The 24898-nt window shown below is 70.1% G+C and carries 24 protein-coding genes and 1 pseudogene; 13 read left to right on the forward strand and 12 right to left on the reverse strand.

Annotation, left to right across the window (positions count from 1 at the left end):
* Nucleotides 1-6: 6 nt before the first annotated feature.
* The 3 genes from AB0M30_RS44905 to AB0M30_RS44915 form a co-directional block, all read right to left on the reverse strand.
* Nucleotides 7-1011: a cation diffusion facilitator family transporter gene (locus tag AB0M30_RS44905; protein WP_364598011.1), complete on the reverse strand. Its 1005-nt coding sequence runs from the start codon at nucleotides 1009-1011 to the stop codon at nucleotides 7-9.
* A gap of 17 nt (nucleotides 1012-1028) precedes the next feature.
* Entirely contained in the window at nucleotides 1029-1460 is a 432-nt protein-coding gene (locus AB0M30_RS44910; RefSeq protein WP_103338027.1) for a DUF742 domain-containing protein, read from the reverse strand.
* A 318-nt stretch (nucleotides 1461-1778) separates the two neighbouring features.
* On the reverse strand, nucleotides 1779-3992 hold the full coding sequence (locus AB0M30_RS44915; RefSeq protein ID WP_364598014.1) for a (Fe-S)-binding protein: 2214 nt from the start codon (nucleotides 3990-3992) through the stop codon (nucleotides 1779-1781).
* A 169-nt stretch (nucleotides 3993-4161) separates the two neighbouring features.
* On the opposite strand from AB0M30_RS44915, the gene AB0M30_RS44920 reads away from it, so the two are divergent.
* Complete coding sequence (locus AB0M30_RS44920; protein ID WP_199191268.1) at nucleotides 4162-4722, forward strand: TetR family transcriptional regulator; 561 nt, start codon at nucleotides 4162-4164, stop codon at nucleotides 4720-4722.
* A gap of 21 nt (nucleotides 4723-4743) precedes the next feature.
* On the forward strand, nucleotides 4744-5181 hold the full coding sequence (locus tag AB0M30_RS44925; protein ID WP_364598017.1) for a GNAT family N-acetyltransferase: 438 nt from the start codon (nucleotides 4744-4746) through the stop codon (nucleotides 5179-5181).
* On the opposite strand, the gene AB0M30_RS44930 is transcribed toward AB0M30_RS44925, so the two are convergent.
* From AB0M30_RS44930 to AB0M30_RS44945, 4 genes are all read right to left on the reverse strand, one after another.
* Nucleotides 5178-5336 (reverse strand): DUF397 domain-containing protein, encoded by a 159-nt coding sequence (locus AB0M30_RS44930; RefSeq protein WP_103338023.1) that lies wholly within the window; start codon nucleotides 5334-5336, stop codon nucleotides 5178-5180. The two genes, AB0M30_RS44925 and AB0M30_RS44930, sit on opposite strands and share 4 nt — an antisense overlap.
* Before the next feature lies 1 nt (nucleotide 5337).
* Complete coding sequence (locus AB0M30_RS44935) at nucleotides 5338-5982, reverse strand: DUF5753 domain-containing protein (RefSeq protein WP_364598022.1); 645 nt, start codon at nucleotides 5980-5982, stop codon at nucleotides 5338-5340.
* Nucleotides 5864-6175, reverse strand: coding sequence for a helix-turn-helix transcriptional regulator (locus AB0M30_RS44940; protein ID WP_364598024.1), 312 nt, complete (start codon nucleotides 6173-6175; stop codon nucleotides 5864-5866). Before AB0M30_RS44940 ends, AB0M30_RS44935 begins: the two co-directional genes overlap by 119 nt.
* An 86-nt stretch (nucleotides 6176-6261) precedes the next feature.
* Entirely contained in the window at nucleotides 6262-6795 is a 534-nt protein-coding gene (locus AB0M30_RS44945) for a YbhB/YbcL family Raf kinase inhibitor-like protein (RefSeq protein ID WP_364598027.1), read from the reverse strand.
* Nucleotides 6796-6969: 174 nt separating this feature from the next.
* On the opposite strand from AB0M30_RS44945, the gene AB0M30_RS44950 reads away from it, so the two are divergent.
* The 7 genes from AB0M30_RS44950 to AB0M30_RS44980 all read left to right on the forward strand — a co-directional run bounded on the left by AB0M30_RS44950 (nucleotide 6970) and on the right by AB0M30_RS44980 (nucleotide 14086).
* Nucleotides 6970-7740: a DUF4097 family beta strand repeat-containing protein gene (locus AB0M30_RS44950; protein ID WP_364598030.1), complete on the forward strand. Its 771-nt coding sequence runs from the start codon at nucleotides 6970-6972 to the stop codon at nucleotides 7738-7740.
* A 27-nt stretch (nucleotides 7741-7767) separates the two neighbouring features.
* On the forward strand, nucleotides 7768-8001 hold the full coding sequence (locus tag AB0M30_RS44955) for a hypothetical protein (RefSeq protein WP_364598033.1): 234 nt from the start codon (nucleotides 7768-7770) through the stop codon (nucleotides 7999-8001).
* 67 nt (nucleotides 8002-8068) lie between these two features.
* Complete coding sequence (locus AB0M30_RS44960; protein ID WP_364598036.1) at nucleotides 8069-9511, forward strand: alpha/beta hydrolase; 1443 nt, start codon at nucleotides 8069-8071, stop codon at nucleotides 9509-9511.
* A 347-nt stretch (nucleotides 9512-9858) separates the two neighbouring features.
* Nucleotides 9859-11733: a molecular chaperone DnaK gene (gene dnaK / locus AB0M30_RS44965; protein WP_103338017.1), complete on the forward strand. Its 1875-nt coding sequence runs from the start codon at nucleotides 9859-9861 to the stop codon at nucleotides 11731-11733.
* Nucleotides 11730-12437: a nucleotide exchange factor GrpE gene (gene grpE / locus AB0M30_RS44970; protein ID WP_364598039.1), complete on the forward strand. Its 708-nt coding sequence runs from the start codon at nucleotides 11730-11732 to the stop codon at nucleotides 12435-12437. The genes dnaK and grpE overlap by 4 nt, the downstream gene beginning before the upstream one ends.
* A 36-nt stretch (nucleotides 12438-12473) precedes the next feature.
* Nucleotides 12474-13655, forward strand: coding sequence for a molecular chaperone DnaJ (gene dnaJ / locus AB0M30_RS44975; protein ID WP_364598042.1), 1182 nt, complete (start codon nucleotides 12474-12476; stop codon nucleotides 13653-13655).
* Between the two features lie 5 nt (nucleotides 13656-13660).
* The gene (locus AB0M30_RS44980; RefSeq protein WP_360166575.1) at nucleotides 13661-14086 is read left to right on the forward strand and encodes a helix-turn-helix transcriptional regulator; all 426 of its coding nucleotides are present in this window, start codon (nucleotides 13661-13663) and stop codon (nucleotides 14084-14086) included.
* A gap of 112 nt (nucleotides 14087-14198) precedes the next feature.
* On the opposite strand, the gene AB0M30_RS44985 is transcribed toward AB0M30_RS44980, so the two are convergent.
* The 5 genes from AB0M30_RS44985 to AB0M30_RS45005 form a co-directional block, all read right to left on the reverse strand.
* Nucleotides 14199-14732 (reverse strand): DUF305 domain-containing protein, encoded by a 534-nt coding sequence (locus AB0M30_RS44985; RefSeq protein WP_364598044.1) that lies wholly within the window; start codon nucleotides 14730-14732, stop codon nucleotides 14199-14201.
* Nucleotides 14729-15484, reverse strand: a complete 756-nt coding sequence (locus AB0M30_RS44990; RefSeq protein WP_364598046.1) for a lytic polysaccharide monooxygenase — start codon at nucleotides 15482-15484, stop codon at nucleotides 14729-14731. The genes AB0M30_RS44985 and AB0M30_RS44990 overlap by 4 nt, the downstream gene beginning before the upstream one ends.
* Before the next feature lie 146 nt (nucleotides 15485-15630).
* The gene (locus tag AB0M30_RS44995; RefSeq protein WP_364598048.1) at nucleotides 15631-16347 is read right to left on the reverse strand and encodes a dienelactone hydrolase family protein; all 717 of its coding nucleotides are present in this window, start codon (nucleotides 16345-16347) and stop codon (nucleotides 15631-15633) included.
* A 74-nt stretch (nucleotides 16348-16421) separates the two neighbouring features.
* A complete protein-coding gene (locus tag AB0M30_RS45000) occupies nucleotides 16422-17525 on the reverse strand; it encodes a globin domain-containing protein (RefSeq protein WP_364598051.1) in 1104 nt (367 codons plus the stop codon).
* 357 nt (nucleotides 17526-17882) lie between these two features.
* On the reverse strand, nucleotides 17883-19058 hold the full coding sequence (locus tag AB0M30_RS45005) for a globin domain-containing protein (protein WP_360165075.1): 1176 nt from the start codon (nucleotides 19056-19058) through the stop codon (nucleotides 17883-17885).
* A gap of 305 nt (nucleotides 19059-19363) precedes the next feature.
* On the opposite strand from AB0M30_RS45005, the gene AB0M30_RS45010 reads away from it, so the two are divergent.
* From AB0M30_RS45010 to AB0M30_RS45025, 4 genes and pseudogenes are all read left to right on the forward strand, one after another.
* The gene (locus AB0M30_RS45010) at nucleotides 19364-19807 is read left to right on the forward strand and encodes a MarR family winged helix-turn-helix transcriptional regulator (RefSeq protein WP_364598066.1); all 444 of its coding nucleotides are present in this window, start codon (nucleotides 19364-19366) and stop codon (nucleotides 19805-19807) included.
* A 100-nt stretch (nucleotides 19808-19907) separates the two neighbouring features.
* Complete coding sequence (locus AB0M30_RS45015; protein ID WP_364598056.1) at nucleotides 19908-21095, forward strand: MFS transporter; 1188 nt, start codon at nucleotides 19908-19910, stop codon at nucleotides 21093-21095.
* A 98-nt stretch (nucleotides 21096-21193) separates the two neighbouring features.
* On the forward strand, nucleotides 21194-23791 hold the full coding sequence (gene clpB, locus AB0M30_RS45020) for an ATP-dependent chaperone ClpB (protein WP_364598059.1): 2598 nt from the start codon (nucleotides 21194-21196) through the stop codon (nucleotides 23789-23791).
* Nucleotides 23792-23953: 162 nt separating this feature from the next.
* Nucleotides 23954-24610: pseudogene (locus AB0M30_RS45025) on the forward strand (hypothetical protein); the annotation flags it as partial.
* Nucleotides 24611-24898: the final 288 nt, after the last annotated feature.

The raw sequence follows: 24898 nt of genomic DNA on the forward strand, positions 1-24898 counted from the left end.
AAGGCGCTAAGGCTTGTTCCACCGCTCGGCGATGTCGCCGTACCGCGCCAGCACCGTCGCCCGCAGGTCCGGATCGGACCGCGGCACCGGCTCGATGAACACCTCGGTGACATCGTGGAACGCCTCGGTCAGCTCGGACGCGAGCCGGACGCAGGCGCGTTCGAGGTCCGCGGCGCCGAGCGAGTCGTCGAAGTCCACGCGGGTGCAGACCAGCACCTGGTCGGTGCCCATCAGCATGGTCTGCAGGTCGACGACGGCTTCGATCTCCGGCGCGGCGGTCAGGTGGTCGCGGATGCCGCGGACGATGGTCGGGTCGGCCTGGCGCCCGACCAGCAGGCCGCGGTTGGTGCGGCCGAGCAGGTACGCGACGCAGGCGAGCAGCAGGCCGATGGCGATGGACGCGACGCCGTCCCAGATCTCGGAGCCGGTGAGCTGGTGCAGGCCGATGCCCCCGAAGGCGAGCAGCAGGCCGATCAGCGCGGCCGAGTCCTCGAACAGCACGGTCTTCGGCGTCGGGTCGTCGATGAGCCGCAGGTACCTCCACACCGAGCGGTTTTCCGCACGGGACTCCCGGAGGACCTGGCGCACCGCCTGCAGCCACGACGTGCCCTCGAGCAGGAACGCCACGGCGAGGACGATGTAGCTGAGCAACGACGTGCTCTGCGCTTCGCCGTGCCCGAGCAGCGTCGAAACGCCCTCGTAGAGCGCGAACATCGCGCCCGAGGCGAAGATCGAGACGGCCGCGAGCAGCGACCAGAAGTACCGCTCCTTGCCGTAGCCGAAGGGGTGCACGCGGTCGGCGGGGCGCTCCGAGCGCTTCAGCGCTGTCAGCAGCAGGACCTCGGTGATCGTGTCGGCCACCGAGTGCGCCGCTTCGGACAGCATCGCGCCCGAGCCGGTGATGATGCCCGCGACCAGCTTCATGATGGCGATCGCCAGGTTCACCCCGCCGGCGAGCAGGACGGTCAGGGTGCTTTCGCCGCCGGAGTTCCCGGATTCTTCCTCGCTCACCTTGGTGAGCGTAGTGCTCAGAGGCGGCGCAGGCCGTGCAGAACGCGTTCCATGAGCGCCATCGCCGGCCGGCCGTCGGCACTGGTCCGGCTGTCGTGGATGGTCACCAGGCCCTGTTCGGCCATGTCGTCGAGCAGGACGCGCACGACGCCGAGCGGCACGCTCAACGTGGCCGCGACCTCGGCGACCGAACGCGGGTGCAGGCACAGTGAGCGCACCGACCGGATCTCGCCGGTCACCCGGGCGCCGTCCCAGTGCGCCTCGGCCCGCGTCGAGACCATCGCTTCGATCGCGAGGTGCCGCCGGGACTGCGTCCGCCCGCGCGTGAGGACGTACGGGCGCACGAGGGTGCGCTGCGTGGGTACGTAGTCCTGGGCAAGCCGGATGTCGTCCGGGATGGGGTGGAGTGCGTGTCGGCCGGTCGTAGTGGTCCGCCGGTCCTCGGCCATCCGTGCCGCCCCCTGATTCCTTGATCGACAATGGTGCCCTCGCTGGCAACGGCGGCGGCGAGGAAAGGCCAGGATACGCCGCTTGTCCAGGGTTCAGGCCGCCGTTTCTCCCCAACCTGATGGGCCATTTCGGTGATTATCATGAACATCTTTCAGGAAATCGATTACTTTCACGAAGTCCCAGCTAGCGGGCCTGCCGGACAGGACAAAGGTGTGACAACGGGTAATGGAATGGCTACCTGATTGCCAATCTTGCCGATCACGAAAACGGCCCCGGTCAGGAGTCCTGACCGGGGCCGTGCGTTCTCGGGAAATGTGTCACTCCTCCGCGAGTGACGGCGCTCCGAGCGCGATCGGCTTCGGTTCGGGCTTCCGCTTGACCGACTCCAGCAGCATCTGCGCGACGTCGACGATCTCGACCTTCTCGCTCGCGCTGCCGTCGGCCTGCCGGGCCGTGAGGCCGTCGTTCAGCATCACCTTGCAGAACGGGCAGCCGGTGGCGATCTTCGACGGCGCGGTGCCGAGCGCCTCGTCGACGCGCTCGACGTTGATCCGCTTGCCGATCTTCTCTTCCATCCACATCCGCGCGCCGCCCGCGCCGCAGCACATCGACTTGTCGCCGTGCCGCGGCATCTCCCGCAGCCGCGCACCGGTCGCGCCGACCAGCTCACGCGGCGCCTCGTAGACCTTGTTGTGGCGGCCGAGGTAGCACGGGTCGTGGTAGGTGACGTCCTCGGCGACCGGCGCCACCGGCACCAGCTGCTTCTCCCGCACCAGGCGATTCAGCAGCTGCGTGTGGTGCACGACGTCGAACTGGCCGCCCAGTTCCGGGTACTCGTTGGCGAGGGTGTTGAAGCAGTGCGCGCAGGTCACGACGACCTTGCGGGCCTTGCGCTCGCGGCCCTCGAACACCGAGTTCAGGACCTCGACGTTCTGCTGGGCCAACATCTGGAAGAGGAACTCGTTGCCGGCGCGCCGCGCCGGGTCACCGGTGCACGACTCCTCCGAGCCGAGCACCTTGTACTTCACGTCGGCCATGTGCAGCAGCTCCGCGACCGCGCGCGTCGTCTTCTTCGCGCGGTCCTCGAACGCGCCCGCGCAGCCGACCCAGAACAGGTATTCCGCGTCGCCCATGTCGCCGTCGAACACCGGCACCTCGAAGTCGAGGTCTTCGGTCCAGGCCAGCCGGTCCTTGGCGTTCTGGCCCCACGGGTTGCCCTTGTTCTCCAGGTTCTTGAACATGCCGTTCAGCTCGTTGGGGAACGACGACTCGATCATCACCTGGTAGCGGCGCATGTCGACGATGTGGTCGACGTGTTCGATGTCGACCGGGCATTGCTCGACGCACGCGCCGCAGCTGGTGCAGGACCAGAGGACGTCCGGGTCGATGACGCCGCCGTCATCACCGATCAGGGCCTTCTGCGACTCGGCGATCGCGAGGACGTCGATGCCCGCGTACATGTTGTCGCCGGACAGGCCGACCTCGTCGCCCGCCATGTCGCGCTTGCCACCGGCCAGCAGGTACGGCGCCTTCGCGTAGGCGTGGTCACGCAGCTGCGTGATGAGCAGCTTCGGAGACAGTGGCTTGCCGGTGTTCCACGCGGGGCACTGCTCCTGGCAGCGGCCGCACTCGGTACACGTGGAGAAGTCCAGCCAGCCCTTCCAGCTGAAGTCTTCGATCTTGCCGACGCCGAAGGTGTCCTCGTCGGGGTCGGCTTCCTCGAGGTCGAGGACCTTGCCGCCGCTCATCATCGGCTTGAGCGCGCCCAGGGCGACGCCGCCGTCGGCCTCGCGCTTGAAGTAGATGTTGAAGAACGCGCTGAAGCGGTGCCACGCGATGCCCATGGTCATCGTGCGTGCGACGACGATCAGCCAGACCGTGGCGCTCATCAGCTTGACGAACGCGAAGACCGTGACCAGGTTCGGGCTGGCCGGCAGCAGCTGGCCGATCGGGTTCGAGACGAAGGACGCCCACAGCGGCCCTTCGTGCGTGTTCAGCGCGGACTTCGCGGCCCGGACGCCGATGATGCCGATGCCCTCGATGAGGACGACGGCCTCGATGAAGTACGCCCACTTGAAGTTGGAGCCGGCGAAGCGCGACTGACGGTCGGCGCGGCGCGGGTGGTTGCGCTGCCGGATCGCCATCAGGACCAGGATGCCGACGATCGTGCCGAGCCCGAGCAGCTCCATGAGCAGCTGGAACGGCGGGAAGTCGTCGAGGATCGGCCAGCCCCACGTCGGGACGAAGACCTCGCCGTAGGCCTCGAACAGGGCGAGCGAGCCGAGCAGGAAGCCCCACATCACCAGCCAGTGGGCCGGCCCGACGCTGCGCTTCCGGTTCATCCGCGTGTGCGCGGCGAACTCCTTGATCAGCGTCTTCATGCGCGGCATGAACGGCCCGTTGCGCGTCGAGTCGGGCTGGCCGAGGCGGATCACCCGGACGAACCGGGCGATGGTCGCGGCGAACATGCCCCAGGCGACGAGGCCGAGCACGACGGAGATTCCGCCGAGCGTCAGTTGCAGAGCGCCCATCGTTCGGGTGCCTTTCGTCCGGGAAACTGCGTTGATCAAAGCAGTGGTGGTGCGGGGAGACTAACCGTCCTTACTGATGAGTAACCCGTTGAGTGGCCCTAAGTCCCACCGATGTGGTGTACGTCGCTCTTTGTTTCGGGACGATCGTTCAGGTAGTTTTCACCCTATGGTGAAGCTGCAAGTGGACGGCCGGAAGGCTCGCGGCGAGAAGCGGCGCACCGAACTCATCGCGGCCACGCTGCGGATCATCGAGCGCGACGGCGTCGCGGGCGTCACCCACCGGACGGTCGCGGCCGAGGCCGGCGTGCCGACGACGTCCACGACCTACCACTTCTCGTCGCTGGACGACCTCCTGGTCGCCACGCTCATCTCGTGCGCCAGGGACATGGCGACCGAGGTCTACTGGATGATCGACCGGGCCCGGTCCCGCGGTTCGCGCGGCGCCGAGGAGGTCGCGGCCCTGCTCGCCGAGGCGCTGGGGCCGCGGCGCGGGCGCACGATGGCGGAGTACGAGCTGTACCTCCTGGCCGCGCGGAAGCCGGAGCTGCGGCCGGCCGCGCGCCGCTGGCTGGACGTCCTGACGTCGATGGTCCGCCACGACGACGAAGTGGCCTTCCGGGTGTTCCTCGCGGGCATCGACGGGCTGCTCATCCAGGGCTTGATCGACGACGGGCCGCCGTCGGCCGACGAGCTGCGTCCGGTGGTGGACTACCTGCTGAAACCGCGTTGACGGCTGTCTTAGTTTCGGATCATGCGGACCTTCGGTGACTACGAGCTCGACGACGACCGCGCGCGGCTGGACCTCGACGTGGTGTGGAAGTTCCTCTCCACCGAGGCCTACTGGGGGCGCTGGCGCACCCGTGCGCAGGTCGAAGCCGCCGTCGACGGCTCGTGGCGGGTCGTCGGCGCCTACCGGAACGGCTCGATGGTGGGGTTCGCCCGCGCCTTCTCGGACGGCGTCTCGTCCGCGTACCTCGCCGACGTCTTCGTCGTCGACTCCGCGCGCGGCAGCGGCCTCGGTAAGGAGATCGTCCGCGAGATGATCGACAACGGTCCCGGCGCGCAGTTCCGCTGGATGCTGCACACCGCCGACGCGCACGGGCTGTACCGCCAGTTCGGCTTCGCCGAGCACACCAAGGGCCACTACCTGGAGCGTGAGGGTCCCAACGCGGCGAACTTCGCCGGCTAACGCAGGTCGGCGAGGAGGGCGTCCCACGATCGGGTGGATGTTTCGAGGGTTCCGCCCGGGCGGTCCTTCGTGTCACGGATCCGCACCACCGGCGCCAGCGCCACTTCCACGCAATCGGCCTCTTGGCCGCTGTAGGTCGACTTCCGCCAGGTCACGTCAGGCCTCCAGTTCGGCGATCACCCCCTCGATGAACGCGCGGGATTCGTCCACGTCCAAGGCGAGGGATGCCACGGTCTTCGCGGCCGACTTGTAGTCCGCCACCTGATCCTCATCGTAGAGGTAGGCGCTCCCGCGATGCTGGTCCAAGAAGACGATGGACGGCAGGTCGGAGTACTCGAGTACGGCGAAGGAACCGTTGAGGCCGGGGTGGAAATCGCCGCCGGACGGCACCACCCGGACCGCCAGCCGCCGCGGGAGACCGACGAGGTGCCGCAGCTGGTCGGTGAGGGTGGCGACGCCGCCGATCTGCTGCCGGAGCGCGACCTCCCCGAGCAGGAACGAGCATTCCGGCGCGCGGTACTCGCGCATGGCCGCCTGCCGGACCATGCGCACCCGCAACCGCTGCTCGACCACCTGTGCGGGAGAACCGCCGTAGGACAGGATCGCCCGGGCGTAGTCGGGCGTCTGCAGCAGGCCGTGCACCAGCATCGGCTGCCAGCTGAAGATCGCGGCCGCGGTGCGCTCATACTCGGCCAGCGTCGTGAGGATCGCGGGCGCGTCCGGCATCTCTTTCTCGGCCCAGTTCGGCTCGCGCGCGGTGCGGGCCAGGTCGAACAGCCTGTCGCGCTCCTCGCCGAGCACCCGCAGCTGCCCGAGCAGGCGCGACCTCCTCGATCCGGGGCACCCGCAGGCCGAGCTCCCAATTGGACAGCTCGGCCGCGTGCACGCCGGTGGCGCGGGCCAGCTCGCGCAGCCCGTACCCGCGCGCCTTCCGCGCTTTCCGCAGTCCGAACCCCAGCGCTCTCGACCGGGGTGTCGCTATCGGTGGTGGCATGACCGCAGTGTGTCAGCGGGGTCCGACAAAACCGGGCCCGGCTCCGTTGCCGATCCGCAACAGCGCCGGGCCCGTCGTGCGAAAACTCAGCCCTTGTTCTCGTACACCGGCGTGATCACCGCGCGGGCCAGCGTGTGCCCGAACATGTTGAAGCCGAGGAACGCCGGCGTCGCGTCCTCCGGCACATCCAGCTTGTCCAGATCGAGGGCGTGCACCGCGAAGTAGTAGCGGTGCGGGCCGTGCCCGGGCGGGGGTGCCGCGCCGAGGAACTGCTTGACGCCGCCGTCGCCCTTCAGCGTCACCGCGCCTTCCGGCAGGCCCGAGCCGTCTCCCGCGCCGGACGCCAGCTCCGTCACCGAAACCGGGACGTTGAACACCGCCCAGTGCCAGAATCCGCTGCCGGTCGGGGCGTCCGGGTCGTAGCAGGTGATCGCGAAGCTCTTCGTCTCCGCGGGGAAGCCGTCCCACGCCAGGTGCGGCGAACGGTCCTCGCCACCGGCGCCGAAGATGCCGGACAAGTGGGGCGTGGCCAGGGTTTCGCCGTCGGCGACGTCGTTGCTGCGGAGGGTGAAGGACGGCACGTCGGGCAGGGACTCGTACGGGCCGGGTGCTTGCGGCATGGATCCTCCTGATCATGGAACTGGAGACTTCGCCAGGTTAGGCCCAGGGCACCGTCCCCGCGTCTCAGGGAGGTATCTCAGGGTCTTTCGGGGGGTTACCCCCATGTACGGCCCCTTCACCTCGTCATAACGTTTCTCACGCAGAGGAAACAAACACTGAGGGGACCAACGACCATGGCGCGCCCGCTTCTGGCTCTGGGTGGCATCGTCCTGATCGGCGTCGGCCTGGCGACCGCGCTCGGGTGGGGCTGGGGTTCGGACTTCGACAACACCGGCACCGTTGCGCAGACCATCCGCAGCGTGAAGCTGGAGGGCGACGCCGGATCGGTCAAGATCCGCACCGGCTCCGGGCCGTCGACGGTGCACGAAGAGGTCAGCTACCACTGGCGGAGCAAGCCGAGCGGCCCCTTCTACCGCGTCGACGGCGACCAGCTGGTGCTCGGCGATTGCGGCGTGAACTGCTCGGTCGACTTCGAGGTCGTCGTGCCGCGCGGGGTGCCGGTCACGGGGAACGTCGACTCCGGGGGGCTGGACATCGCCGGGGTGTCGAGTGTGGACGTTCACGCCGATTCCGGGCAAGCCCGCGTCGAGGACGTCTCCGGCGCGGTGAAACTGGTGCTGGACAGCGGTTCGATCGACCTGCGGGACGTCGGCGAAGTCCAGCTGCAGAGCGACTCCGGCAGCATCACCGGCCGCGACGTGCGCGGCCCGGTCGACGTGACGTCCTCCAGTGGCAGCGTCGACTTCACGCTGGCCCAGGCGAACGACGTGAAGGTGCACGCCGACAGCGGCAGCATCGAGCTGGCCGTGCCGGGCGGGCCGTACCGCGTCGAGGGCAACAGCGACAGCGGGCACCGCGAGTTCGGCGTCCCGACCGACGGGTCCGCCCAGCACGTGCTGGACCTGACGACCGCCAGCGGCAGCGTCACGGTCCGCGCGGCCTGACCTTTCTCTTACTACGGGGGCATTTCGATGGGCAGGATCGAACGGCGGGTGCTGGTGGCCGCGCTGCTGGGGGCGGTCGCGATGTTCGGGGCCGTGGGCTTCTCGCGCGGTGCGCCGGCGGAAACGCCGGCGCAGGGGGTACCGGTCGCCGTGGATTCCCACTATCGGGTGACTTCTTGGGTGGGCACCCCGGCAGAAGTCGTTGTGCAGCAAGGAAACCCGGATTTCTTCTTCTCTTCCTGGACGGCCCGCCACTCCTGAACTGTCGGTGGCCGCTGTTAGGAAGGAAGCACGCCGAAGGCCGGCGTGCAGGGGGAGGAACCACATCATGGACGTGCGCCGGGTCGTCGCGGTCATCGCGGCGGTCGTTTGCATGGCGGCGGTACCGGCCGTCGCCTCAGCGTCGGTTTTGACTTGGCGCCCGTGCGCCACGCAGCAGGAGCCGTCGGCGGAGTGCGCGACGGTCGACGTGCCGATCGACCGCGCGCGGCCGGAACTCGGGTCGGCGCAGCTGGCCCTGGCCCGGCTGCCCGCGCTCGATCCGGGCGGGCGGCTCGGCTCGCTGCTGGTGAACCCGGGTGGGCCGGGCGGCTCCGGCGTCGGCTTCGTGCAGTTCGGCGGGCTGGCTTCGCCGGATCTCGCGCAGCTGCGGCAGCGGTTCGACGTCGTGGGGTTCGACCCCCGCGGCGACTGGTACAGCACGCCCCGCATCACGTGCGACCCGGCGACGCTGTTCGATCCGGCCCTGAACCGGTTCCCGTCGACGCGGGCCGGGTTCGGCGCGCTGGTGGCGCACAACCGCAGGGCGGGCGCGGACTGCCTGGCCCGCACCGGGCCGCTGCTGCGGAACGCGGACACGCAGAGCGCGGCCGAGGACATCGAGACGATCCGGGCCGCGCTCGGCGAGCCGAAGATCTCGTGGCTGGGCCTCTCCTACGGCACCGAGCTGGGGGCGGTCTACGCGTCGAAGCACCCCGGCCGGGTGCGGGCGATGGTGCTCGACGGCGCGATCGACCACGCGCGGCCGATGAACCAGGCGATCCTGGAGGAGGCCGCGGCTACCGAGGACGCGCTGGTCCGGTTCGCGGACTGGTGCCGCGCCGCGACCGGCTGCGCCCTGCACGGCCAGGACGTCCTGCGCTTCTACGACGACGTCGTGGCCAGGGCGGCGCGCGGCTTGATCTGGTCGAGCGACCTGGGCCGGCCCGCGACGGCCGACGAGGTCTCGGCGGGGGTGTACGGCCACCTCTACCTCCGCGACGACTGGCCGGCACTGGGCCGGGACCTGGCCGCGGCCGGCGGCGAGTTCCCGGACGCGAAGGGGCTGACCGAGCGGAACCAGTTCCTGTCCCCGATCTACGGGGCCTACCGGGCGATCGGCTGCCACGACTTCCCGTCGCCGTTCACCGGGCCGGCGGACCTGGACCGGATGGCCCGGCTGGTGCGTGCGGTGGCCCCGCACAGCTGGCGGTACTCGGAGTACTGGGACTTCGCCAGCGGATGCACGGGCTGGCCGATCCCGCCGAAGAACCCACCCCAGCCACACCCGGTCCACGGCGCTCCACCGATCCTCGTGGTGGGCGGCGCCCATGATCCGGCGACACCGCTGGCCTGGGCCCGCGGCTTGGCGGCGAGCATCGACGGCGCGGCGCTGCTGACCCGCACCGACGACGGCCACACGGGCCTGTTCAACACCGCCTGCGCCCGGGCGGCCGAGGTGGCGTACCTGGTGAGGGGCGTCGTTCCTGGTCGTGGGGCGATCTGCCGGTGAGCTGGTTCGGGTCGCTGGGCGGGGTCTAGCGTTCCCGGGGCTCTCGGGGCGCCCGCCCGGCGCCCAGGGGTGTCCCCGCTGGCAATACACCTGGTCGCGGGCGGTCTGCCGGTGAGCCGGACTGCCGGGTGAGCGGCGTCACAGGAGGTTCAGGGCCCTCGCCCACCGGCCCCGGGAACAAGAAGCAGAACCGCCTCGTTAGGCTGGGTACAGAGGTTGAGCGCAGTCGACTCAAGTCCAGCTTGACGGAGTGCGCGAAGGCCCGATAAAACTTGCCAGAGCCTCGCTCAAGGCGAGGACGAACGTGCAGGTCACGAACATAGCAGCCGTAAACAGGAGGAAGCACCATGGCGCGAGCGGTCGGCATCGACCTCGGCACGACCAACTCGGTCGTCGCCGTCCTTGAGGGCGGCGAGCCGACGGTCATCGCCAACTCGGAAGGCTCCCGGACCACCCCTTCGATCGTCGCCTTCGCCAAGAACGGCGAAGTGCTGACCGGCCAGCCGGCGAAGAACCAGGCCGTCACGAACGTCGACCGGACCATCCGGTCCGTGAAGCGGCACATCGGCACCGACTGGAAGACCGAGATCGACGGGAAGAACTACACCTCCCAGGAAATCAGCGCGCGCGTGCTGATGAAGCTGAAGCGCGACGCCGAGGCGTACCTGGGCGAGACGATCACCGACGCGGTCATCACCGTCCCGGCGTACTTCGAGGACGCCCAGCGGCAGGCCACGAAGGAAGCCGGCCAGATCGCCGGCCTGAACGTGCTCCGCATCGTCAACGAGCCGACCGCCGCCGCGCTGGCGTACGGCCTGGACAAGGGCGAGAAGGAACAGACCATCCTGGTCTTCGACCTCGGTGGTGGCACCTTCGACGTCTCGCTGCTGGAGATCGGCGAGGGCGTCGTCGAGGTCCGCGCCACCTCCGGTGACAACCACCTCGGTGGTGACGACTGGGACGAGCGCATCGTCAAGTGGCTGGTCGACAAGTTCAAGGCCACGAACGGCATCGACCTGACCAAGGACAAGATGGCGCTGCAGCGCATCCGCGAGGCGGCGGAGAAGGCGAAGATCGAGCTGTCCAGCTCGAACTCGGCCAGCATCAACCTGCCGTACATCACCGTGGACGCGGACAAGAACCCGCTGTTCCTCGACGAGACACTCTCGCGCGCCGAGTTCCAGAAGATCACCGCGGACCTGCTCGAGCGCACCCGGAACCCGTTCAACAACGTCATCCGGGACGCGGGCATCGCCGTCGGCGACATCGACCACGTCGTGCTCGTCGGTGGTTCCACCCGCATGCCGGCCGTGTCGGACCTGGTCAAGGAGCTGACCGGCGGCCGCGAGCCGAACAAGGGCGTGAACCCGGACGAGGTCGTCGCGGTCGGCGCGGCGCTGCAGGCCGGTGTGCTGAAGGGCGAGGTCAAGGACGTCCTCCTGCTGGACGTCACGCCGCTTTCGCTCGGCATCGAGACCAAGGGTGGCGTCTTCACCAAGCTCATCGAGCGCAACACCACGATCCCGACCAAGCGCTCGGAGATCTTCTCCACCGCGGACGACAACCAGCCGTCGGTGCAGATCCAGGTGTTCCAGGGTGAGCGCGAGATCGCCGCGCACAACAAGAAGCTCGGCATGTTCGAGCTGACCGGTCTCCCGCCGGCCCCGCGCGGCGTGCCGCAGATCGAGGTCACCTTCGACATCGACGCCAACGGCATCGTGCACGTGACCGCGAAGGACCTGGGCACGAACAAGGAACAGTCGATGACGATCACCGGTGGCTCCGCGCTTCCGAAGGACGACATCGAGCGCATGGTCAAGGACGCCGAGGCCCACGCCGAGGAAGACAAGACCCGGCGCGAAGAGGCCGAGACCCGCAACCAGGCGGAGACGCTGGTCTACCAGACCGAGAAGTTCCTCAAGGACAACGACGACAAGCTGCCCGAGGACCTCAAGGCCAAGGTCAAGTCCGCGATCGACGAGTCGAACGAAGCGCTCAAGGGCACCGACTCGACCAAGATCCGCGAGTCGATCGAGAAGCTGAACACCGCTTCGCAGGAACTGGGCACCGCCCTGTACGCCAACGCGAACGCCGACGCGGCGGCCGGTGCGGCCGGTGCCTCGGGGGCGGCCGGTGCGGATCAGGCCGGTGCGGCCGGCGGCCAGGCCAAGGCCGATGACGTGGTGGACGCCGAGATCGTCGAAGAGGACGAGAAGAAGTGACCCACAGCTACGACGAATCCGAGAACCAGGGCCGCGGCCCCGAGGAGCCGGTGGTCGTGCGGGATCGGCGGCGGGTGGACCCCCAGACCGGGCAGGTCCGCCCGCCCGGTCCGGCCCACGCCGCGCCGGAGCCGGAGGAGGCGCCCGTGGAGCACGCGGGCCCCTCGCTCGGCGACACGATCATGGATGACGCGGTGTCGGTCGTCTCCGACGTGGAGAAGGAGCTGGCCGAGCGCACCGCCGACCTCCAGCGCCTGCAGGCCGAGTACGCCAACTACCGCAAGCGGGTCGAGCGTGACCGCGAGGCGGTCGTGATCGGCGCGAAGGCGACCGTCGTGAACGACCTGCTGCCGCTGCTCGACGACCTCGAGCGGGCCGAGCAGCACGGCGACCTCACCGGCGCGTTCAAGGCCGTCGGCGACAAGCTGATCAGCGGCCTGCAGCGCGCGGGCCTCGAATCGTTCGGTACCGAGGGCGAGCCCTTCGACCCGAGCGTGCACGAGGCCGTCCAGCACAACACCTCGCCGGACGTGGCGGGCCCGACGGTCACCGTGGTCATGCGCCGCGGGTACCGCTTCGGGGATCGCGTACTGCGGGCGGCGCTGGTCGGCGTGACCGACCACGAGCCCGGTGCGGCCCCGGGGGACCCGTCCGTGGGTGGCGAGCTGCCACTCGGCGGCGGAGTCGATGAGCAACAGCAGTAAGCACTATCCGGTTCAAGTGGAAGGAGGAGGCGCCCGATGAGTGCACGGGAATGGATCGGTAAGGACTTCTACCGTGAACTGGGCGTCTCCTCCGACGCCACCGCGGACGAAATCAAGAAGGCCTACCGGAAGCTGGCCAAGGAGAACCACCCGGACGCGAACTCCGGCAACGCGCAGGCGGAGCAGAAGTTCAAGGCGGTCTCCGAGGCCTACGGCGTGCTCTCCGACGCGAGCAAGCGCAAGGAGTACGACGAGGCGCGGCGCCTGTTCGGCGGCGGGGGTGGCTTCAACTTCCCCGGTGGCGGCGGTGGCGGCAGCTTCGACATGGGCGACATCTTCGGCCAGGCCGGTGCCGGCGCGGGTCAGCAGGGTGGTTTCGGCGGGCTCGGGGACATCCTGGGCGGGATCTTCGGCCGTGGCCGGACCTCGGCGGGCGCGACGGCGAACCGGCCGCAGCGCGGTGCCGACGTCGAGACGGACGTCCGGATCGACTTCACCGAGGCGGTCAAGGGCGCGACCCTGCCGCTGCGGCTGTCGAGCCCGGCGACCTGTGCCACGTGCAGCGGCAACGGCGCCCGGCCGGGGACGACGCCGCGGACCTGCCCGACCTGTTCCGGGTCGGGGCTGGTCAGCCGCAGCCAGGGCGCGTTCGCGTTCTCGGAGCCGTGCCGCGACTGCCGCGGCCGCGGGACGATCATCGACGACCCGTGCCCCGAGTGCGGCGGCGAAGGCATCAGCACGCGGACCCGCACGCTGACCGTCCGGATCCCGCCGGGCGTCGACGACGACCAGCGCATCCGGCTGGCCGGCCAAGGCGAGCCGGGCCGGGGCGGGGCGCAGGCGGGCGACCTGTACGTCCGGGTGCACGTGGCGCCGCACCCGCTGTTCGGCCGCAAGCCGAAGTCGCTCGACCTGACGCTCACCGTGCCGGTGGACTTCACCGAGCTGACGCTCGGCACCACGATCACGGTGCCGACGCTGGACGGCAAGGTCTCGCTCAAGGTGCCGCCGGGCACCGCGAGCGGACGGGTGCTGCGCGTGCGCGGCAAGGGCATCGCCAAGCGCGACGGTTCGCAAGGTGACCTGCTCGTCACCCTCCAGGCGGCGATTCCCGCCAAACTGGACGAGAAGGCGCGCGAGGCACTGCAGGCGTACGCCGAGGCGATGGCCGGGCACGACCCCCGGCCCGAGATCACCGAGCTGCTGCAAGGTAGGTGAGAGTGGTGTTCGGCGGGATTCCCCAGGAAGGGGACGAGGAGACCCCGGTGTTCGTCATCTCGGTGGCGGCGCAGCTCGCCGGGATGCACGCGCAGACGTTGCGCACGTACGACCGGCAGGGCCTGGTCTCCCCGGGCCGCACCGCCGGCGGCGGGCGGCGCTACTCGATGCGGGACATCGCGCTGCTGCGCGAGGTCCAGCGCCTGTCGCAGGAGGACGGCGTCAACCTGGCGGGCATCAAGCGCATCATCGAGCTGGAAAACCAGGTCGACGCGCTCCGCGCCCGGATCACCGAGCTGACCGAGGAACTGACGGCGGCGTACGTGGCGGCGGAGCAGGCAGCGGCGGCGGCGCACGCGTCCTACCGCCGGGACCTGGTGCCGCTCAACCAGCAGACGGCATTGGTGGTCTGGCGGCCCAAGCGCCGCTGACCACCGCGGCGACGAAGCGGCGAAGGCCTCCCCGGGCGACCGGGGAGGCCTTTGTTCGTGAAAAGTGAGGCCGCGAGCAGTCCCTCCCGGCTGCTCGCGGCCGCGCCGCGGGTTACGTCTTGGTGTTCAGCAACTGCTTGACCTCCGCCGTCCGGGACTCGATGACCCGGCGAGCCAGGTCCCGGGCCTGCGCGTTGACGCCGCCGGCGGTCCCGTTCTCCGTCTGGGCCAGCTCGACCGCTCCCTGCTGCTGTCCCGTCAGGACGTCCAGGAACCGGCGGGTGAACTCGGTGTCCGGGGCCGACCGGAGCGCGCCCACCAGGTCCGGCGAGGTCAGCTTCATGCCGCCGTGGCCCGCGTGCGCTTGCGGGGCCACCGTCTCGGGCTGGTTCCAGTCGTGGAGCCAGCGCCGCATGTCGCCGACCTCGGTCTGCTGCGTCACTTCGATCGCCGCCGCCAGCTCCTTCACCGAGGCCGGCAACGGCCGGGCCGCGGCCAGGCGGACGATCTCGATCCCTTGCTGGTTCTGGGGAATCAGCATCTGCAGGAACATCACGTCGGCGGCGTTGTACGAAGGGGCGGCCGCCGTCGCGCCACTGCCGCATCCGGCCAGCAGCAGCGCGACGACGGCCAGGACCACTCTCACTGGCGCTGCCAGAGCGCCGGGGTGTTCGGCGGCTCCCAGCCCGCGATCGCCGTGTGCGGCTGGAGGCAGCGGTAGCTCGCGCCGCCGTACGTCACGACGTCGCCCGCCTTGTACGCCGTGCCCGCCGCCCACGTGCCACCCGTCGGCGGCTTGGTCGTCGGGGGCGGGGTCGTGGTGGGCGGCGGGGTCGTGGTCGGGGGCGGGGTGGTCGTCGGCGGCGGGGTGCCGCCGCCACCCACCTGGAGGTCGACGCAGCTGTAGAACGCGTTCGCCGTGTCCGCGATGTTCCAGATGGCCAGCACCTTGATCCGGCCCGAATAGCCGGCCAGGTTCACCGTGTGCGACAACGTCGACGGCGGCTGCTGGTTGTTGCCGTTGAACACCGCGACGCGGGTGCCGCCGACGTAGTACTCGTAGTTCGACGTCGAGTGCCGGGCGGTGAACACCCAGTTGAACGTCACCGTGGTGCCCACCGACTTGGCCGGCCACGGCTTCGACTCGTCGGTCAGCTCGGCGAACTGCGACAACCCGCCGTTGCAGCTGCGCAGCCCCTTCGGGCCTTCGACGCTCTGCGGTTCGTAGACGATCTCGCCGCAGCCGGAGACCTTCCCGGCCGCGCAGTTGGCCTGCCGGCTGGGCGGATCGGACACGTAACCGTGGGCACTCGCGCTGGTGGCGGGGAGGACGACGACCAGCACCGGCGCGAGCAGGGCGCCGGCAGCGGCCGCGAAGAGCTTTCTTTTCCAGGTCATTTCGGCTCCTCGAGGGGGAACAGCGTCGTTCCGGAGGGGAGGACGAACGAGCACGTCCGGGGAAGACGTGGTCTAGACCATAAGTCGATTCGGGCACAACGGTCAACGAACTACCGCCGTTCGACGAAACCGCTGCTCCGGTCGGATCAGTGCGAAGGTCGGGCCGGCTGCTGCAGGTGTTCGCCGAAGAAAGACGTCACTCGGCTCCACGCGTCTTCGGCCGCTTCGTGGTGGTAGGTGAAGCCGACGACCTTGAGCAGCAGGTTCACCGGGGCCGCGGTGTCGATCTTGTTGGCGAACCCGTGGCTGGCGTCCGGGTACTCCTTGACGTCGTGCGGAATGTCGCGCTCGGTGAGCGCCGTCTCGAGCTTCGCCGCGGCGCCGCGCAGCCCGAAGTCCTTCTTGCCGAAGCTGGCGACGACCGGGCAGGCGTCGTCGAGCACCGACAGGTTCTTCGGCAGCTGCCCGTAGTACGGCGCGGACGCTTCGAACCCGCGTGACGCGGCGACGAGCGCGAAGCCGCCACCCATGCAGAACCCGGCGATGCCGATGCGGCCCGAGCAGTCCGGCCGCGCGGCCAGGAGCGCGCGGGACGCCTCGATGTCGTCGAACGCCCGGCCGCGGTTGGCGAACATGTCCGAGAACACCCGCCGCACGCAGCGGAACATGCCGCCGCGTGAATACAGGTCCGGGCTGAGCGCGAGATACCCCTCGCGGGCGAACCGGTCGGTGATGTTCTTCGTGTCCTGGCTCAGCCCGAACGCGTCGTGGATGAGCACCACGCCGGGGTGCGGTCCCGCGCCCGCGGGCTCCGCCAGGTAGCCGCCGATGGTCCCGTCCGAAACCGGAATAGTCATCTCCATATCGGCGAAGATAGCGAGCCACCGCCGCTTCCGCGCCCCACGCTGAGAGTTTCTCAGCGCATTCCGGACAAATCTCAGTCCAGGGTGAAGGGGTCGTAGGATATTCGTTCCAGATCGATTCCCCTGGCCAGCAGCTTGGCGACGGTCGCCTGGATCATCGGCGGCGAACCGGAAACGAGAACGTCGTGGTCGCCCCACGTGCCGCGCTGGGTGACGGCGTGGCCGAGCGTGCCGCGGTCGCCGCCGGACAGCGCGCCCTCCTCGGTGACCGGGGTGACCGTCAGCCACTTCGACGTCGTGGCCAGCCGGCGCAGCTCCTCCAGCGCGTACAGGTCTTCCGGTCGCCGGCCGCCGAAGAACAGGTGCACGGGCGGGTTCCGCTTCCAGCGCGAAAGGTCGTCGAGGATCGCCAGCAGCGGCGTGATCCCGGTGCCGCCGCCGATCATCAGCAGCCGCCGTTTCGCGGACGTCGGCCGGACGTTCAGGACGCCCATCGACGGCCCGAGGCGCCACACGTCCCCCGGCCTGGTGTGGCTGACGATGCTCCCGCTGACCCAGCCGCCGGGCACCGCGCGCACGTGGAAGGTGAGCTGACCGTCGCCGCGGGGCGCGTTCGCCGGCGAGAGGTACCGCCAGAACCGCGGCCGTTGGGGCACTTCCACGCTGACGTACCCGCCCGCGCGGTAGGGCAGCAGGCCCTCGGTGCGCACCTTGACCAGGGCGACGTCGCGGCTGAGCCGCCGGTGCTCGAGCACGGTCGCCGACCACGCCGCCGGCCCGGTTTCCGCCTGGGCGGCCTCGCGCATCGTCTTGGCGATGAGCCCGTAGGCCGAGGTCCACGCGGATTCGACCTCGGCGGTCCACTTCTCCTTGAGGAACCGTTTCAGCGCCGCGATCAGCGCGACGCCCACGGCGTCGTAGTGGCGGGAGACGACGGCGAACTTCCGGTGGTCGCGGCCCAGTTGCCCGAGGAAGGTGACCAGCTCGTCGGGCCGGTCGACCATCTGCACCACGTACACCAGTGCGCGCAGCAACCGGCTTCGCTGGGTCGTCATGGTGACCGGGAAAAGATCACGGCAATCGGGGGCAACCACGAACAACGCGCCGTAGAAGTACTGCGCGAGTTCGTCGGCTTTCGGCTCGATCTCCGCGAAACTCTCACGAATCAACCGGGCCATCTCTCGACCTGCCACAGCCGAAACGGGAAGCGTCTCGGGCATGGTGGAGATCTTCACGGATTCAGCACTCATCGGGAACGGTAATCTCCAGTCGTGCAAAGGCTTTTTCGCGCCGTGCATGCGGCGTCGCCGTGCGGTGCCGCCCCCGAGGGTTCCCGACTGTAGGCGAATTCCCGTGTAGATGCGCGTGATTCCGCGCGTTCCCGCTCGAACGGAGCAATTCAGGTACGCCCGGTAAACCCCGCCTGTCGCTGCGTGAAAATGATCACGACTTCGGATTCATCCGTTACTGGTCACCGATTTCCGATGCGTAACGAATCATTCACCGGACGGCGGATTGCCAGCGGCCGTCAGTGGCTAGTCGATCGTGAACGGGTCGTACTGGATCTGGTCCAGCGCGCTGCCGGCGACCAGCATGCGCGACACCGTCGCGCGGATCATCGCCGGTGAGCCGGACACCAGGATGTGGTGGCCGGGCCAGGAGCCGTACCGCGTGACGGCTTCGGCCAGCGTCCCCTGCTCGAACCCGGGGACGTCGCCGCCGCGTTCGACCACCGGCGTGACGGTCAGCCACGGGTTCGTCGCGGCGAGCGCGCGCAGTTCTTCGAGGTCGTAGAGGTCCTCGCGGGCCGGGCCGCCGTAGAACAGGTGGGTCTTCGGGTTCTCGCCCCACAGCGCGAGGTGGTCGAGGATCGACCGCAGCGGCGCGACGCCGGTGCCGCCGGCGATCATCAGCACGGCCCGCGAGGACTCGCGGTCGACCGTCATCCGGCCCAGCGGCGGCCCGAGGCGCCAGACGTCGCCGGGCTGGGTGTGGCTGACGATGGCGCGGGAGACCCAGCCGCCGTCGATCGCGCGGACGTGGAACTCGATGCCGCCGTCCTCGCGCGGCGCGTTCGCCGGCGAGAGGTAGCGCCACAGCCGTGGCCGCTGCGGCACTTCGACGCTCACGTACTGGCCGGGGTGGTAGGGCACGGGCTGGTCGGGCACCAGCCGCACCAGGGCGAGGTCCCAGGTCAGCCGCCGGTGCTCGACCACGGTGGCCGACCACGACGGCGGGTTCGTGTCGGCCGCGGCCGCGTCCTGCATGGCCCGCGCGGCGATGGTGAACGCCTCGGCCCACGCCCGCTCGACCTCGGGCGTCCACGCCGGGCCGAGGTGGTTCTTGAGTGACGCCAGCAGCGCGGTGCCGACCGCTTCGTAGTGCCGGGGCACCACGCCGAACTTGCGGTGGTCGCGGCCCAGCTGGCGCAGGAAGGGCGCGAGGTCGTCGGGCCGGTCGACCATCTGCACGATGTGCACCAGCGCGCGCACCAGCCGGCCGCGCTGGATCTCCATGTTGATCGGGAAGAAGTCGCGCGTGGTCGGCGCGAGAGTGAACAGCATCCCGTAGAAGAACTGCGAGATGTCGGCGATGTACGGCTCGGACCTGGCCCAGCTGTCCCGGATGAGCCGGACCATCGCGGTCACGGCCGCGGGGGCTTCACGCGGGGCCGACGACCTGGGGAGCGGGCTGACGGAGTCGGCTGTCATCGGGGGTTGTTCACGGGTCGGGGACCGCCTCCGGGGTCCTTCGCCACTGCTGCCACCTCGTCACTCAACGTTACTCGCCTGCGCTGCGCGCACCGCCCGTCCGCAGGGTAGCCGCCGGGGGCCCTTTTGCCCGCATTGTTGCTCCGACCGGGTGTATTCGCCCCGGTCAGGCGTGGGCGACCTCACCGGAGAGATGGTTGTCCCGAGCAAGTGTCCGGCAATATACTTGTATGGCACAACTAAGGGAGGTGTCAGTGGTGTCTGCGGGCTTCGACAACACCGACGACGACGTCCGGGTCGAGCTCATGCGCGAGCTGAAGACGGCTTCCCAGCTCCAGCACGCCTGGATCATGCAAGCCTGGCAGAGCGAGCCCGGGCTGCACCCGGCGGCCGCGATGCTGCTGTCCGACCTGGCGAAGAACGGCGAGACGCGGCCGTCCGAGCTGGCGAAACGCCGGTTCGTCGACCTTTCGGTCGTCAGCAGGCAGATCACCCAGCTGTCCGCGGCCGGGCTGGTCGACCGCCGTCCCGCGCCCGAAGACGGCCGGGCGTCCCTGGTGAGCGTGTCCGAGAAGGGCCGGGCCGAGCTCGCGCGCTGGCGCGCCAACTACGTCGAGTTCATGGAGAAGGCGCTCGGCGGCTGGGACGACGAGCGCGTCACCGACCTCACCGCCCGGCTCGCGGAGATGAACACCGATCTCCGCCGTGCCCTCGGCAGCGACGCTTGGCTGGCTGACACGAACAAGTGACCCCGCGGGGAAGAGGCATACCCGAAGTGGCTCTTCCGCCTGCGGATACTGTCCGTTCGGTCCTGACTTGGCGGCGTTCGTCGGGGTTAACGTCGGTGGGGTGACGCGTGACCGGGTCGCACTGCTGTGCGCGCTGGGGATCGACAACTTCGGCTCAGGGCTGTTCCTCCCGTTGGCACTGGTCTACGTGACGCAGGTGGTCGGCGTGCCGCTGGCCGTGGCCGGCACCGCCGTCACCCTGGGTGCCGTCGGCGGGCTCCTCGTGCCGCCGCTCGCCGGCCGGCTCGTCGACCGCGTCGGGCCGCGCACCGTGGTGACCTGCGCCCAGTTGCTGCAGGCCGCCGGGATCGGGGCGTACCTGATCGCCGACGGCGCGGGCCCGGTGGTGGTCGCGGCCGTCCTGCTGTCCGCCGGGCAGCAGCTCTTCTACAGCTCCCTGTTCGTGCTCATCGCCGACGTCGCGGGCGACGGCCCGAAGGACCGGCCGTTCGCCGAAGTGGGGATGGTGCGGGCCGCCTCTTTCGGCCTGGGCGGCCTGGCGGCGGGAGCGATGCTGACGTGGCTCGGGAACTCCGGTTACCGCATCGCGCTCGCCGTGGACGCGCTGACGTTCTTCCTGGCCGCGCTGATCCTGGTCTCCTTCGTCCGGCTCGCGCGGCCGCACCGGCCGGTCCGCGAGCGGTCGGTCCGCGTGCTGCGTGACCGGCCGTACCTGGCCCTCATCGTCTTCAGCGGGCTCTTCGGGCTCTCGCTGGACTTCTTCCTGATCGGGACGCCGGTGTTCGTGCTCGACCGGCTGCACGGCCCGGTCTGGCTGCCGGGCGCGATCCTCGCCCTGCTGACCGTGCTGACCAGCGTCGGCGGCACGCTCGCGCTGCGGCTCACCGCCCGGCTGACGCGGATCGCGGCGATGCGCGTCGGCTCGGCGTTGTTCTCCGCGTGGTGCCTGGTCAGCCTGGGCGTGCTGCTCGTGCCCGACGGCTGGCGGGTGGTGTACCTGCTGGTGTCGACGCTGGTGTTCGCCGCCGGCGACCTGGTCTTCGGGCCGAGATCGGGGGCGCTCGCCGAGGCCGCGGCACCTCCGGTCGCCCGCGGCCGTTATCTCGCCGCGTACCAGTACGCGTTCACCGTGGCCCAGGTGATCGCGCCCGCCGTGGTGGCCTTGTTCTCGGTCGCCGACTGGTTACCCTGGGTGCTGGTGGGGGCGTGCGCCGGTCTCGCCGTGGCCGGGCTCGGCACGCTCGGCTCGCGGTTGCCGGCGAGCGCGGTCGCACCCGGACAGAGTTGAGCGGAACAGACTCAAGTTTTCGTGCGTTAGGGATAGTGACGGGTCACGGTCAGGCCTGTCACCAGGACTTTCTCGCAGTACCGAGCATGAGGTGAGGGATGGACGCTTTCAACCCGACCACGAAGACCCAGCAGGCGATCTCGTCCGCGGCGCAGGCGGCCACCATGGCCGGCAACCCGCACGTGTCGGCCCCCCATCTGCTGGGCGCCCTGCTGGCGCAGGGTGAGGGGCTGACCGCACCGCTGCTGACCGCGGTCGGGGCCGACCCGGAGGTGGTGCACAAGGAGCTCGAGCCGCTCATCGCGGCGCTGCCGTCCGCCACCGGCGCGACGGTGTCGAGCCCGCAGTTCGACACCCACGCGGTCAAGTCGCTGACGCGCGCCCAGAAGCTCGCCACCGAGCTGGGCGACGAGTACGTCTCGACCGAGCACCTGCTCGTCGGGCTCGCGACCGAGGGCGGCCAGGTCGCCGACCTGCTCAAGCGCCACGGTGCGACGCCGGACGCGCTGCAGGAGGCGTTCGCCAAGGTCCGCGGCTCGGCCCGGATCACCAGCGCGGACCCCGAAAGCACGTTCAAGGCGCTCGAAAAGTACGGCGTCGACCTCACCGAGCGCGCCCGCGCCGGCGAGCTCGACCCGGTCATCGGCCGCGACACCGAGATCCGCCGCGTCGTCCAGGTGCTGTCGCGGCGCACGAAGAACAACCCGGTCCTGATCGGCGAGCCGGGCGTCGGCAAGACGGCCATCGTCGAGGGGCTGGCCCAGCGCATCGTCGCCGGGGACGTGCCCGAGTCGCTGCGCGGCAAGCGCGTCGTCGCCCTCGACCTGGGGTCGATGGTGGCCGGCGCGAAGTACCGCGGCGAGTTCGAGGAGCGGCTGAAGGCCGTGCTCAAGGAGATCACCGACTCCGCGGGCGAGGTCGTCACCTTCATCGACGAGCTGCACACCATCGTCGGCGCCGGGGCGACCGGCGAGGGCGGTGCGATGGACGCCGGCAACATGATCAAGCCGATGCTCGCCCGCGGTGAGCTGCGGATGGTCGGCGCGACCACCCTCGACGAGTACCGCCAGCACATCGAGAAGGACGCCGCCCTGGAGCGGCGCTTCCAGCAGGTGCTCGTCGGCGAGCCGTCGCCGGAGGACACCATCGCGATCCTGCGTGGGCTGAAGGAGCGCTACGAGGTGCACCACGGTGTCCGGATCACGGACGCCGCGCTGGTCGCCGCCGCGACGCTGTCCGACCGCTACATCACCGCGCGCTTCCTGCCGGACAAGGCGATCGACCTGGTCGACGAGGCCGCGTCGAAGCTCCGCATGGAGATCGACTCGCGGCCGGTGGAGATCGACGAGGTCGAGCGCGCCGTGCGCCGGCTCGAGATCGAGGAGATGGCGCTCGCCAAGGAGAGCGACGCCGCTTCGAAGGAGCGGCTCGCCAACCTGCGTGCCGAACTGGCCGAGAAGCGGGAGACGCTGACGGCGCTGACCGCGCGCTGGCAGAACGAGAAGGGCTCCATCGAGCGCGTCCGCGAGCTCAAGGAGCAGCTCGAGCAGCTGCGCGGCGAGTCGGAGCGCGCCGAACGCGACGGCGACCTCGGCAAGGCCGCCGAGCTGCGCTACGGCCGGATCCCCGCGCTGGAGAAGGAGTTCGAAGCGGCCACCGCGGCGAGCGAGGCCAGCCAGCAGAACGTCATGCTCAAGGAAGAGGTCGGCGCGGACGACGTCGCGGACGTGGTCAGCGCGTGGACCGGCATCCCGGCGGGCCGGCTGCTGGAGGGCGAGACCGGCAAGCTGCTCCGGATGGAAGAGGAGCTGACCCGGCGCGTCATCGGGCAGGCCGAGGCCGTGCAGGTCGTCTCGGACGCGGTGCGCCGCGCCCGGGCCGGCGTCGCCGACCCCGACCGGCCGACGGGTTCGTTCCTGTTCCTCGGCCCGACCGGCGTCGGCAAGACCGAGCTGGCCAAGGCGCTGGCCGAGTTCCTGTTCGACGACGAGCGCGCGATGCAGCGCATCGACATGAGCGAGTACGCCGAGAAGCACTCGGTGGCGCGCCTGGTCGGTGCCCCGCCGGGGTACGTCGGCTACGACCAGGGCGGGCAGCTGACCGAGGCCGTCCGGCGCCGGCCGTACTCGGTGGTGCTGCTCGACGAGGTGGAGAAGGCCCACCCGGACGTCTTCGACGTGCTGCTGCAGGTCCTCGACGACGGGCGGCTGACCGATGGCCAGGGCCGGACGGTGGACTTCCGCAACACCATCCTGATCCTGACCTCGAACCTCGGTTCGCAGGCGATCGCCGACCCGTCGCTCGACGAGCGGCAGCGGCGGGACGCGGTGCTCGAGGTGGTGCAGCGGCAGTTCAAGCCGGAGTTCCTGAACCGGCTCGACGACATCGTGGTGTTCCACTCGCTCGGCACCGAGCAGCTGACGTCCATTGTGGACATCCAGATCGCCCGGCTCGCCAAGCGGCTGGCCCAGCGGCGGCTGAACCTGGAGGTCACCGACGGTGCCCGCGAGTGGCTCGCGCTCAACGGCTTCGACCCGATCTACGGCGCCCGCCCGCTGCGGCGGCTGGTCCAGTCGGCGATCGGCGACAAGCTGGCGAAGGAACTGCTGTCGGGCGAGGTCCGGGACGGCGACACCGTGCGCGTCGACGGCCCGGAGCTGGAGGCCGGTGCGGCGCTGACCGTCACCCGCGTCTGACCGTTCGTGAAGGCCACCTCGCCCGAGGTGGCCTTCACGGCTGTCCACAGTGGTTCATGCCGATTTGTCGACCCGGCTGACGCGGAAAATGCTCCGAATGGGCCCGGCGACACGGGTACCGGCGATCATCCCCCCGGCGTAACAGGCGATACGCTGACGGTCGTGGGTATTCCGGCGTGGATCTGGTTCGTCATCGCGGCCGTCGCCCTGGTGGCGGGGCTGGGGCTGCTCGCCGCCGACCGGGCGAAGGAGGGCTCGCGCAACCGCGAGCGAATGCGCTGGGCGCAGTTGCGCGGCTGGCAGTTCGTCGAGGAGGACGAGCGGCTGCCGCAGCAGTGGTCCAACGGCGCGATCGGCTACTTCGGCGCGGACGCGGCCGTGAACGTGGTGGCGGGTTCGACCTTCACCTCCGACGGCCGCCGCCCGGTGTTCATCTTCGACATCGAAACCGAGGGCCAGATCCCCGCGGTGGTGGTCGCGGTGCGCTGCAACAAGAAGCACCGCATCCCGATCGAGATGTGGCTGTCCAGCGTCCCGTTCCAGCGCGCGGACATGCCCGAGATGCTCGGCCCGATCGGAGCGCGTTACGCCTTCGCGGACGACGCGGACGGCGCTCGCGTGGTGATCACGCAGGAGCTCGTCGACGCGGCGGACCAGCTGGGCGGCGACGTCGGCGTGGCCTGGCTGGAGAACGAGTGGGTGCTGGCCAGCGTGGTCCCGACGGCGGGCCCGTCCCGCCTCGAGCGCCTGCTGCGCGACCTGGGCGAGATCGCGGACATCGTCGACCCGTTCGACGAGGACTACGACGCGGGCCGCCACCAGGCGAGCGCGCCGGTCCCGTCCGAGGTGACGGCCTCGAGCGCCCCGGCCGCGAGCACCTCGGCGTCCGGCACTTCGGCTTCGGGCACTCCGGTCGCGAGCACGCCGGCCCCGGGCACCCCGGCGGCGGGGACACCGGTCCAGCAGCCGCCCGCGGACGCGGACGCGGACGCGGAACCGAAGCCGAGCGAGAGCTAGTGTCGCGCGTCGCAAGTTGTTTGACGTCCGGGAAGAGCGCCCCAATGTGGCCTTCGGTGCGTTGAACGCACCGAAGGCCGCCTTGGGTGC

Origin of the sequence: Amycolatopsis sp. NPDC051716 (assembly GCF_040681595.1) — a bacterium.
Taxonomy (GTDB): domain Bacteria; phylum Actinomycetota; class Actinomycetes; order Mycobacteriales; family Pseudonocardiaceae; genus Amycolatopsis.

Coding starts and splice junctions, on each gene's coding strand:
- AB0M30_RS44910 (WP_103338027.1), bottom strand. CDS start 1,460: ATGGCCGAGGACCGGCGGACCACTACGACCGGCCGACACGCACTCCAC.
- AB0M30_RS44915 (WP_364598014.1), bottom strand. CDS start 3,992: ATGGGCGCTCTGCAACTGACGCTCGGCGGAATCTCCGTCGTGCTCGGC.
- AB0M30_RS44925 (WP_364598017.1), top strand. CDS start 4,744: ATGCGGACCTTCGGTGACTACGAGCTCGACGACGACCGCGCGCGGCTG.
- AB0M30_RS44940 (WP_364598024.1), bottom strand. CDS start 6,175: ATGCCACCACCGATAGCGACACCCCGGTCGAGAGCGCTGGGGTTCGGA.
- AB0M30_RS44945 (WP_364598027.1), bottom strand. CDS start 6,795: ATGCCGCAAGCACCCGGCCCGTACGAGTCCCTGCCCGACGTGCCGTCC.
- AB0M30_RS44950 (WP_364598030.1), top strand. CDS start 6,970: ATGGCGCGCCCGCTTCTGGCTCTGGGTGGCATCGTCCTGATCGGCGTC.
- AB0M30_RS44955 (WP_364598033.1), top strand. CDS start 7,768: ATGGGCAGGATCGAACGGCGGGTGCTGGTGGCCGCGCTGCTGGGGGCG.
- AB0M30_RS44960 (WP_364598036.1), top strand. CDS start 8,069: ATGGACGTGCGCCGGGTCGTCGCGGTCATCGCGGCGGTCGTTTGCATG.
- dnaK (WP_103338017.1), top strand. CDS start 9,859: ATGGCGCGAGCGGTCGGCATCGACCTCGGCACGACCAACTCGGTCGTC.
- dnaJ (WP_364598042.1), top strand. CDS start 12,474: ATGAGTGCACGGGAATGGATCGGTAAGGACTTCTACCGTGAACTGGGC.
- AB0M30_RS44990 (WP_364598046.1), bottom strand. CDS start 15,484: ATGACCTGGAAAAGAAAGCTCTTCGCGGCCGCTGCCGGCGCCCTGCTC.
- AB0M30_RS44995 (WP_364598048.1), bottom strand. CDS start 16,347: ATGGAGATGACTATTCCGGTTTCGGACGGGACCATCGGCGGCTACCTG.
- AB0M30_RS45000 (WP_364598051.1), bottom strand. CDS start 17,525: ATGGCCCGGTTGATTCGTGAGAGTTTCGCGGAGATCGAGCCGAAAGCC.
- AB0M30_RS45005 (WP_360165075.1), bottom strand. CDS start 19,058: ATGACAGCCGACTCCGTCAGCCCGCTCCCCAGGTCGTCGGCCCCGCGT.
- AB0M30_RS45010 (WP_364598066.1), top strand. CDS start 19,364: ATGCGCGAGCTGAAGACGGCTTCCCAGCTCCAGCACGCCTGGATCATG.
- clpB (WP_364598059.1), top strand. CDS start 21,194: ATGGACGCTTTCAACCCGACCACGAAGACCCAGCAGGCGATCTCGTCC.